This is a genomic window from Micromonospora sp. WMMB482 (genome assembly GCF_019038635.1).
Taxonomy (GTDB): Bacteria; Actinomycetota; Actinomycetes; order Mycobacteriales; family Micromonosporaceae; genus Micromonospora; species Micromonospora marina.
This window is the reverse complement of the sequence record NZ_JAHOPD010000003.1, coordinates 34,446-43,655: the sequence shown is the minus strand read 5'-3', so window position 1 is coordinate 43,655 and position 9,210 is coordinate 34,446. Positions and strand designations below refer to the sequence as shown.

The 9,210-nt window shown below is 64.7% G+C and carries 3 protein-coding genes; 2 read left to right on the top strand and 1 reads right to left on the bottom strand.

The window, feature by feature from the left end:
* The coding region (locus KSK32_RS00240; RefSeq protein WP_216927927.1) for a DNRLRE domain-containing protein at positions 1-1,983 on the bottom strand (1,983 nt) is incomplete at its 3' end.
* Between the two features lie 267 nt (positions 1,984-2,250).
* Here KSK32_RS00240 and KSK32_RS34125 point away from each other — a divergent pair.
* Complete coding sequence (locus tag KSK32_RS34125) at positions 2,251-8,718, top strand: RHS repeat-associated core domain-containing protein (RefSeq protein ID WP_216927926.1); 6,468 nt, start codon at positions 2,251-2,253, stop codon at positions 8,716-8,718.
* Positions 8,690-9,151 carry a hypothetical protein gene (locus KSK32_RS00230; protein WP_216927925.1) on the top strand — a complete coding sequence of 154 codons (462 nt, stop codon included), beginning with the start codon at positions 8,690-8,692 and terminating at the stop codon, positions 9,149-9,151. The genes KSK32_RS34125 and KSK32_RS00230 overlap by 29 nt, the downstream gene beginning before the upstream one ends.
* Positions 9,152-9,210: the final 59 nt, after the last annotated feature.

Genomic DNA, 9,210 nt, shown 5'->3' with positions numbered 1-9,210 from the left:
GCTGGGTGGCCGGCGTTGAGCTGGTACAGGTAAACCACTCGGCGTCGTTCCGGTGGTCGGCGGCGAGATGTGATGGGAAAGGACTTGCCGATCTGGGTGCTGCCCTCGGCGGGGTGGGCAGGTCCGGGGCGCCGGTGCGGGTGGGGTCGAACTTGAAGCTGCAGGTGCTCGACCATTCGCTGGTCTGGTTGAAGTCGGTGGCTTGGGCGCGCCAGGAGAACTGGGTGATGGCTCCGCCCGCCGAGGCGCGCAGCGTGTCGACGCTGACCTTGCGTACGGCGGTGGACCGGAGCCGTACGTGAGCAGATTGGGGTCGGAGGTGACGAGGATGGTCCCGGGTGCGCTGGTCTTCCACAGCTCGAACCGGACGCCGAGGACCCCGCCGTTGCGGTCGGACACCGGCGCGTACAGCGTCACGTTGCCGTCGCCGATGGTGACGAGGGTGGTGCAGGAGGTGGCGGGGGAGGTGGTCAGGCCTGAGGGCTTGTTCGGCTTGTGGTTGTAGGTGATGGCCAGGGTGGGGCTGGTCTCGAGGAACTCTTTCCAGCCGAAGGTGTCGGTTTCGTCGTTGGCGCGTAGCGCGAACGTCTGGAGCTTCTTGCCTGCCGACACGTTGGCCTGGATGGTGCTCTTGACGTCGAAGGAGACGCCGTTGGCGGGGCAGGAGGAGTTGTAGCCGTAGGCGACGGTCTGGTGACTGACGACGGAGCCGAGGCTCTGCCCGCTCCAGTAGTTCCAGGTGGCGTTCGACGCCGTCAGTGTCGTGGCGGGGGCGTAGAGGTCGACCCTGCGGGCGTTGCACGAGTAGGCGTACGTTTCGGTGATCTTGAGTGTGGCGGTGTTGATGGTGGCCCCGGCCAGCACCGAGGTGGAGATCGGGAAGTTGATGAACGTGCGGGACAGGATCGACCCGGCGTTGCCGACCTGCATGCGTCCGTACGGGTCGGGTGTCTTCTTCCAGTAGTTCGTGCTCGGGTACTGCTTGGCCACCGTGGTCCAGCCGTCATTGTCCGAGCCGGACGACGACCAGGTGAACGTGGGATCGATGAACACCGGGTATACCGTTTTCGGTCCGGTGAGCAGTGTCTTGTCCGGGGTCAGGCGGATCTTGCCGCGGGTGAGGGCGGTGCGGATCCGCGCGGTCCGCGCCGTCGGTGCGGGTCCGGCGCTGGTCGAGGTGGCATGGCTGCCACCGCGTTGTCCGGCTGCGGCCGCCTTGCTGGTCGCGGACGGGGCCGCGGTGGTGGAGTCCCACATCAGCGGTGCCGGAGCGGTCAGCACGACCTGCCGGTTGCGGTCGGTGCCGGTGATGTTGCCGGCGTTGTCCGTGGACAGGGTGATGCCGGTGGTCTTCGTGCCCATGGACAGGTTGGCCAACGCCGGGTTGGCGGCTGCTTCGGGTGTGTGAACGACGAAGACCTCGGAGAACGCGCCTCGGGCGTCGGCGGTGACCTGCAGATCCACATCGGGCAGCACGTTCGCGTAGGTGGCGGTCGGGCCGGACACCGTCGGTTCGGGCAACGGCATCGGAGCCGTTAGCGACATCGACAAGCCCGAGTCGCCGATCGTGGCCAGCGGGCCGCTGCCGCCCCCGGACAGGCGCACCTGGCCGTAGCCGACGGCCGAGGACCAGGTGCCGTCGCTGTTGCGCACCAGCGTCGCGTCCAGCGGTTGCCACGTCTCGCCGACCCGCTTGCGCTGCGGCAGAGCCGAGCGGCTGACGGTGACCGTGCCGTCCGGGTTCGCGGTCACGATGTCCGTCGAGGAGGCCGCACCTGTGGCCTCGACCGGCTTGCCCGATGTACGCGCCTGCGCCACGGCTTGGTCGACCGTCAACCGCCCCGACGTCGCCGGCTGCGGTGGAGCCGGAAAGGGGGGCTCATCCGCCACCGCCGGTGTGACCGCCGCCGTCATGAGCAGGCCTGCTGCGGCCAGCACCGATATCGCGCGTGCGCGCGCGGTGCGGCCAGGAGTCGTGAGCATTCAGTCAACCGCCTTTGTTCCCCGTCGGGATCCTGTGCTTGTCGGAGGCCGACCTTAGGCGTCCTCGTGGCGGCGGGGGAACCAGTTGATCGAGGCAAATTGCGGCGTTGTCGATGGGTGATGTCCCTTTGGTCGAACCGGGAGAGCCTGATCGTTACCTTACCGTGATCTCGGGGGTTGCCGGGAAGTTGACCTTGCGTGCGAGAGTCCGTGCGGACGTCTCAGCCATGGATGTCCGGCGATTCCCCTTGACCGAGTGAGGTGGCGATGACTGTGCCGGGTCTTCAGCACGGGCAGGCACGCAGACGACTGCGCGGAGTTCTTGCTGCCTGCGTCACGATGACCTGCGTCATCGCCGGGTCGTGGGTGCCCGCCTACGCCGCCGCGCAGCAGCCGACCGCGCCGCCGAAGCCGTTCCCGGGACGCGCCGTCAAGGGCGTCAAGCCGATCCCGTCGCACTTCACCACCCCACGAAATGCCGCCAAGAGCAGCTACACGCCCACCGCGACGCGGTGGCCTGCTGCCTCCGCCGCTTCGGTGACGCTATCGGCGTCGAGCCGGGTCACCTCGACGGCAGCGCGCGCTGGGAGTGCTCCGGTGTGGGTGCGCCCGACGACCGCGCGAGGTCGGTACGCGGGGCCGCCGAAGGCGGACGTTCGGGTGCTGGACCAGACAGCGGCGCAGCGGGCGGGTGTCGCCGGCGTGCTGCTGGCCGTGTATCCGCAGGGGCAGGGATCAGGGAACACGCGTGTCGGCGTGGATTACGCCGGCTTCGCCGAGGCATACGGGGGCAACTACGGCTCCCGACTGAGGCTGGTGCGGCTGCCGGCCTGTGCGCTGACCACACCTGAGATGGCCTCTTGCCGGGCCGCCACGCCGCTGGAGTCGACCAACGATACGCAGGCGCGCACAGTGTCGGCGGAGGTCACCCTGACCGGTGCATCCTCCAGTGATCGCACGGCGGGCGCGGCGGCGCCGATGGTGTTGGCGGTGGCCGCGGCCGCGGGCACCACCGCAAACGGTGCGGGCACGTATGCGGCCAGCGACCTGAAGCCGTCCGGGTCGTGGAGCGGCGGCGGTAGCTCCGGCGCGTTCACCTACAGCTATCCGGTCACGGTGCCCCCGGCAGCCACTGGCCTGGTGCCGGATGTGGCCCTGTCGTACAACTCCAGCAGCGTCGACGGGCAGACCGCCTCCACCCAGGCCCAAGCCTCATGGGTGGGTGACGGCTGGTCCACGCCCCAGTCCTACGTCGAGCAGTCGTTCATCTCCTGCGCTGACGACCCGGAAGGCACCGCCTCCCCGAAGAAGACCAATGACCTCTGCTACGACGGCCCGATCCTCAACATGTCGCTGAACGGATCCACCTCAACCCTGGTGTGGGACGCGGGCAAGCGGGTGTGGAAGCCGATGTCCGACAACGGTGAGGTCATCACCCGCGTCATGAACTCCAACAACGGATCCGGCACCCACGACACCGACTACTGGCGCCTGACCACCCGCGACGGCACCGTCTACGAGTTCGGCCGTAACCAACTCCCGGGCTGGACGTCGGGCAAGCCCACCACGAAGTCGGTCGACACCGTGCCGGTCTACTCGCCGCACCCGTCCGGGCCGTGCTACAAGTCCGCCGGGTTCACCTCGTCGGTGTGCACCATGGCACGCCGGTGGAACCTGGACTACGTCACTGACGTCCACGGCAACGCCATGGCTTACTACTACAAGCAGGCCACCAACTTCTACGGCCGCAACCAGGGCGCGACCATGGACTCCTACGTCCGGGACAGCTACCTCGAGCGCATCGACTACGGCTTCACCGCCGGCAACGTCTACGGCACCGTCCCGAACCAGATCGTGTTCAACATCGACGACCGGTGCCTATCAGGCACCTGTAAGCCCCTAAGCGCCGCGACCAAGGCGAACTGGCCCGACGTGCCCTTCGACCTGATCTGCGCATCCGGCGTCACCTGCTCCTCCCGGAGCCCGTCGTTCTTCTCCACCGTCCGCCTCGCCTCGATCACCACCAAGCAGTACGACACCGGCAGCGCCCAGCACGTACCCGTCGACTCCTACGCCCTCACCCACACCATGCCGAAAACCGAGGACGGCACCTCACCGACCCTGTGGCTGGACTCGATCACCCGCACCGGATACGACCTCGCCGCGGGCGGGTCGACGGAATCAAAATCCCTGCCGTCGGTGTCCTTCGGCAGTATCCGCCTGCAGAACCGTGTCGCGCTCACCGACGGGTTCCCGGTGTTCAACCGGCACCGCCTTGAGAGCATCACCACCGAGACCGGCTCGGTCATCACCGTCTCCTACGAGCGGACCAAACCCTGCACCACGCCGGTCACCCTGAACCCGGCGACGAACACGACATCCTGCTACCCGGTCCGGTGGACCCCGGACGGTCTCGCCGCACCGATCCTCGACTGGTTCAACAAGTACGCCGTCACCCGCGTCAGCGCCACCGACCCGACCGGCGGATCCGGCGGCACGTTCACCAGCTACGCCTACCCCGGCGATCTGGCGTGGCACTACGACGACAACGAACTGGTCAAGGCGAAGCACCGCACCTACGGGCAGTTCCGCGGATACGGCACCGTCCAGACCTTCACCGGCGACGGGGTCAACGACCGGCGCACGAAGTCCACCACGGTCTACCACCGCGGCATGTCCCGCAACAACGGTGGCCCGGTCGTCACCCTCACCGACTCCACCGGCGGCACCCACGAGGACATCGACCAACTCGCCGGCCGACCCTTGGAGGACAGCCAGTACATCGGTGAAGGCGGCGCGGTCGACAACTCCACCATCACCGCCTACTGGGTATCCGCGTCCTCAGCCACCCGCGAACGGACCGGGCTGCCGGACCTGACCGCGAACTGGGTCGCTCCCGTACTCGAGCAGACCAGGCAGACCGTCACCTCGGGCGGATCGACCACCTGGCGGGTGAACCAGACCGACACCAGCTACGACGCAACCGTCTCCTCACCCACCTTCGGCCTGGTCAAGGCCACCTACAGCCACACCGTCCCCGCCAACACCGCATACGACCAGTGCACCACAAACAGCTACGCGCCGGTCAACACGACCAAGAACCTCGTCGGCCTGCTCAGCGACACCGAAACCGTCTCCGTGGCCTGCGCCGGCTACACCGCCGGCACACCCGCCTCCGAACCCGGCAGCCTCAACACCCTCACCGCCCCGACGACGGTCCCCCGGCCGGCCAAGGTCGTCTCCCGCACCCGCACCTTCTACGACGACACGTCCTGGTCGACCACGTTCCCGCAGACCACACCGCCCAGCAAGGGCAACGTGACCATGACCCGGCAGGCAGCCGACTACACCGGCGGCGCCTACACATGGCAGACCACCGCCCGGGCAACCTACGACGGCCACGGCCGGGCGAAGGACACCTACGACGGCAACGGCAACAAGACCACCACCACCTACACCGAGAACAGCGTCGGACTCACCACCGCAACCACCATCGCCAAGCCGCTCGGCCACAGCCAGACCACGACGATCAACCCACGCCGAGGACTGACCGTCACCACCACCGACGTCAACACCGTCGCCACCAACCAGAAGTACGACGCCCTCGGCCGGGTGACCGCCGTCTGGCTCAACTCCCGAGCCACCACCGCACCGGCGAACTACAAGTTCACCTACGACGTCTCCAAGACCGGAGTCACCGCCACCACCACCGAGCGGGCCAACGACTTCAACGGCTACCTCAAGTCGATCGTCATATACGACGCGCAACTACGCCCGCGGCAAACCCAAACCGTCACCCCGCAGGGCGGGCGGCTGATCACCGACACGTTCTACGACAGCCGCGGCTGGACGGAAGAGACCTACAACGGATGGTGGGACCCCACTACCACGCCGACGGTCGGCAATCCGGTCACCGCGCCGAAGCTTCCTTCCACGGTGCCCAGCCAAACCTTCACCACCTACGACGGCCTGGGCCGGCCCGTCATCGTGAAGCAGGCCAAGGACAACCTCGTCGTCTCCAGCACCACCACCGTCTACAACGGCGACCGCACCACCGTGGTCCCGCCCCTCGGCGGCACCGTCACCACCACCGTCACCGACCCCCTTGGCCGCAAGAGCCAACTCCTCGAGTACACCAGCCGACCGACGCTCAACACACCCGCCGACACCTTCACCGGTACCTTCACCACCACCGGCGGGACCGCCCTGACCTCGACCTACGGCTACGACGGCCACGGCAACCAGTCCACCCTCACCGACAACGCCGGCAACCCCTGGACCTCCCAGTACAACCTGCTCGGCCAGATCACCAGCAAGGACGACCCCGACGCCGGCGAGACAACCGATATGACCTACGACGGCAACGGCAACCTCACCGAATCCACCGACTCACGCAGCAAAACCGTGTCGTACACCTACGACGCGCTCAACCGCAAAACCGCAAGCTACGCCGCCGCCAAAACCGCCCAGTCGGCGAGCAACCAACTCACCGCCCTGTTCTACGACAACTCCAACAACGCCGTCACAAACATGCCCAACCCTAAGGGGCAGCTCACCACCGCCACCGCCTTCTGGAATGGCCAGCCCTACACCACCCAGGCCAAGGGCTTCAACGTATTTGGAAAGCCCACCGGGGAAACCGTCACCATCCCGCCGACCGAAGGTGGCCTCGCCGGCCCCTACATCTTCAGTTACATCTACACCACCAACAACGGACTTCCGCTCAAGACCATCTACCCAAATAAGGGTGGCCTGCCAGGCGAAACCGTCCTCTATGGCTACGACGCCTTTGACCAGGTAGATCACTTCGGTGGCCTCAACGGCTACCTCAGCGCCGTTACTCAAGACGCCTACGGCCGCATCAACAGCCAAACCCTTGGCTCCGCCCCCAACCAAGCGGCCATCACCAACACCTATGACGAGCACACCGGCCGACTCAAGCAACAACTCGTCACCCGCACACCCACCACCCCAGGCAACGTCGACCAGCAGAACTACGACTACGATCTCACCGGCAACGTCACCCGCCACACCAGCACCCGCCTCAACGGGACCGCAGCCGAAACCCAGTGCTACACCTACGACCAGCTCCGACGCCTCACCGCCGCCTGGACAGCCACCGACAACTGCACCACCAACCCCACCGCCACTAACCACGGCATGGTCGGCAACACCATCGGCGGCAACAGCGCCTACTGGACCAGCTGGACCTTCGACTCCCTTGGTAACCGTAAGGGACAGACCCAACACAGCCTGACTGGTTCTACGGATACCACTACCGACTACATCTACGACGGCAACAGCGCGGGCCAAGCCCACACCCTCACCTCTACCAATACCACTGGGGCGACGACCGCCTCTACCAGTTATCGCTACGACACCGCCGGTAATATGACCACCCGCAACTCTCGCAATGGAAACCAGACCCTCAGCTGGAACAGCGCTGGACAACTGATTTCGATCGCCAGTACCGCTGGAGACAGCTCCACTCTCTACGATGCTGCTGGCAACCTCCTAATGCAGAAGGACCCAGGGGTCGTCACGCTGTATCTGCCAAGTGGCCAGCAACACAGCCTCAACACGACCACCCAAGGTGTCACTGGTGTCCGCTACTACCCCCTGGCTGGGGGCGCCGGCGTCCGAACCGGTTCCGGCACCAGCTACACCTTCGCACTCATGGATATTCAGGGCACCCCCACGTTATACCTAAACAACACGGCCCAGGCTCCAACTTGGCGCCAGTACACCCCATACGGTGAGAGCCGCGGGGCGAATGCCAGCTACCCCGACAATCACGGCTTCCTAAATAAGCCGCTGAACAACAAAACTGGCCTTACTCGGCTCGGTGCGCGCGAATATGATTCCGCTACCGGTCGATTCATTTCTGTCGACCCTTTACAGGATCTGGCGGATCCTAAGCAGTGGAATGGCTACGCGTACGCCAATGGCAATCCAGCCACGCTCAGTGACCCGAGTGGCAAGATCCCAAGTGACTGCCTCCAATTTGACTGCCGCGGCTATGATCCTCGTCCGCTGAAATCAGGCGATGGTCGAGGCGCGGGCGGGTGCCCCCGGGGATGCGGCACAAAGAGAAACATCGACTGGGGTAACGAGACTGGCGCGTCGTCGACCAGGAAAAATAACAAGAAATCGACTACTGGAGAAGACCTGCTGCTCGCCTTCGGGTCAGGTCGTGGCGGAAACTATACGTTTACCGACGGCGACTATTTCGCGGAGCAGCTAAGGCGGGATGTTTTCTATCAAGACGCTTTGGGGGGAATTGCTCAAAGGGTGTACTTGGGAGAAACTAGGGGTGTCGTCAAGAAAAGCCTTGGTGACTGGAGCAGGATGAACCATTCGATCGGCGAATTGGGAATCATCTTGGAGTACCTTATCCATGGATCGACCCCTTCCAACCTGGAAGTCGCTATCGTTGGCTCCTACGAGATTAGTTGGAAGGCGAGCAATATCGGTAGCCTTGGTGACGCCAAGCTAGAAATAACCATTACGAACCGAATGAGCGCGGCCTCGCTCACGAGGCCGCCGGTAATCGGCTACGCAGATGGGTATGACAAGTACGGTCGCGGCGTGGGTGCTAAGATGCTCGATGAAGCGTTGCCAACTCAAAAGCAGACAATCGTCCTGCATGAGCAGATCCCAGCTAGCAATTTCCGCACCGGCCCACCGCCTCCTGTAATCTGCCGCAATGTCATCTCAGGCAACGGAGGCTGCTGATTTGGAAAGAGGCCTGATGAAGAGAAGTCGCCTGCTGGTGATGGTTGGGCTCTCCGTTGTGCTGATCGCGTGCTGCGGCACGTTCGGGCGAACCTTGTGGCCGCCGGTAAGTCACGGGGCGTTATGCGGCAAGTTCGTGTCGTCGCAGGGTGGCGAGATTCAGATCCAGAGCACCGGTGCTTTTGAGGTTACCGATGCTATATTCGGTTGGAATTCCGATGGGAGCATGGAGAAGGTGTCCGGCAGCGGGAATCTGCGTCTTGAGCGCAGCCTGACAGCCAATGCGCAGGTCGCTATGCCGATGAAGGATGCCAAAGCCACGCTAGAATTGAAGACTAAACGTAATTGGCGGGGGGATATTTCTCTGTGGCATTACGTGGATGACCCGGATAGTGGCGAGCGTGAGACGTTCCGGAGAGAATCAGAATGCTGACTTTGTTGAGGAACGGAACCCGCGCGAAGCGTTTCCGATCTGTGGGATCCGGGATTGAC